The 2,043-nt window shown below is 71.1% G+C and carries 1 protein-coding gene; it reads left to right on the plus strand.

From position 1 onward, the window contains the following. Positions 1 to 19: 19 nt before the first annotated feature. The coding region (locus ACJ6WD_RS41235; RefSeq protein WP_407617806.1) for a type I polyketide synthase at positions 20 to 2,043 on the plus strand (2,024 nt) is incomplete at its 3' end.

Genomic DNA, 2,043 nt, shown 5'->3' on the forward strand with positions numbered 1-2,043 from the left:
GGCGGTGTCGGTGACCGCGGTGGACCCGGCAGGGGCCCCGGTCATCGCCGTCGACGCCCTCCACACCCGCACCCTCACCAACGAGGAAGCGAGCGGCACTGACATCCGGCTGCGCGATGCGCTCTTCGGCGTCCGGTGGACCGCTGCCCCTCTCGCCCCGGCGGCCCCGGCCACCAGTGTCGCGCTGCTCGGTCCCGACCGCCTGGGCCTCGCCGAGGCGCTCGTCCGCTCGCCCGGGACGACCGTGCACACCTACGCGAGCGTCACCGCGCTGACCGAGGCCGGGCCGGACGCACCGGTACCCGCGATCACGCTCGTCGCCGTCGGCGCGGACGAAGAAGCCCTCAGCGAAGGCACGACCGTCGATGCGACGCACCGACTCACCACCGAGGCACTCCTCACGATCCAGGCATGGCTGGCCGATGAACGTCTCGCGGCCGCGCGCCTGGTCTTCGTGACCCGTGGTGCGGTCGGCGGCCAGAATCCCGCAGCCGCGGCCGTTCAGGGCCTGGTCCGATCCGCCCAGACCGAGAATCCGGGCGTCTTCGGCCTGATCGACCTCGATGGCTTCGGCGGCTCCGACGGCTCCGCCGAGGCGCTCGCCCAGGCCCTCACCTCCGATGAACCGCAGCTGCTGCTGCGCGACGGGCGCCCGCACGCCGCCCGGCTGACCCGTCTCACGCCCCAGGCCGGTGCCACCGCACCGACCGTGTGGAACACCGAGGGAACGGTACTGATCACCGGTGGCACCGGCGGGCTCGGCGCGCAGGTCGCCCGCCACCTCGTCGACGAGCACGGCGTACGCAACCTGCTGCTCGTCAGCCGCAGTGGTGAACGAGCTGCGGGTGTGGCTGAGTTGGTCGCTGATCTTGAAGCGTTGGGTGCCGAGGTGGCGGTTCGGGCGTGTGATGTGTCGGATCGTGCTGCGGTGTTGGGGTTGGTGGCTGGTCATCGGGTGTCGGCTGTGGTGCATGCGGCCGGGGTGTTGGATGACGGGTTGGTTGCGGGGTTGTCGCCGGAGCGGTTGTCTGCGGTGTTGCGGCCGAAGGTGGATGCTGCGTGGCATTTGCATGAGGCGACGCGTGGGTTGGACTTGGGTGCGTTCGTGGTGTTCTCGTCGGTGGCGGGTACGTTCGGCAGTCCTGGTCAGGGCAACTATGCGGCGGCGAACGCGTTCCTGGACGCGTTGATGGTGCAGCGGCGGGCCGCGGGTCTGCCGGGTGTGTCGTTGGCGTGGGGGCCGTGGGAACAGTCCGGTGGAATGACCGGCACGTTGTCGGACGCCGAGGCCGAGCGTCTCGCCCGTTCCGGAATGCCGCCGCTCACGATCGAACAGGGCCTCGCCCTCTTCGACGCCGCACTCACCCTCGGCAGCGTTCCGACGGCTGAATCAGGACGAGCGGGCGCCGGCGCATCCGGAACCGCCCGCACGCCGGACGGCACGGATGGCGCGCTCGTCGCTCCGGTCCGGCTCGACCTCGCGGCCCTGTCCACACGGGGCGAAGTGCCCGCGATCCTGCGCGGATTGGTGCGGACCCGCACCCGCCGCACGGCGGCCGGAGGCTCCGCAACCGTTGCCGGACTGGTCGGCCGCCTCTCCGAACTCCCGGCCGACGCACGCCGGCATGAACTCCTGGACCTGGTCCGCACCCAGGCGGCCCTCGTCCTCGGGCACGCCGAACCGGCCTCCGTGGACACCACCGCACAGTTCCGGGACCTCGGCTTCGACTCCCTGACGGCCGTCGAACTCCGCAACCGCCTGAGCACCGCCACCGGCCTGCGCCTCACCGCGACACTGGTCTTCGACTACCCGAACACCGACGCCCTGGCCGATCACTTGCAGACCGAGTTGTTCGGTGCTGTCGAGGCTGAGGTGCGGGAGGTGGTTCCGGGGCTGGGGTCGTTGGCGGATGATCCGGTCGTGGTGGTGGGGATGGCCTGCCGGTATCCGGGTGGGGTGGGGTCTCCGGAGGAGCTGTGGCGTCTGGTGAGCGAGGGCGCTGATGCGATCGGTGACTTCCCGACGAATCGTGGCTGGGACGT

The organism is Streptomyces sp. VTCC 41912, assembly GCF_045799175.1.
Taxonomy (GTDB): Bacteria; Actinomycetota; Actinomycetes; order Streptomycetales; family Streptomycetaceae; genus Streptomyces; species Streptomyces albulus_C.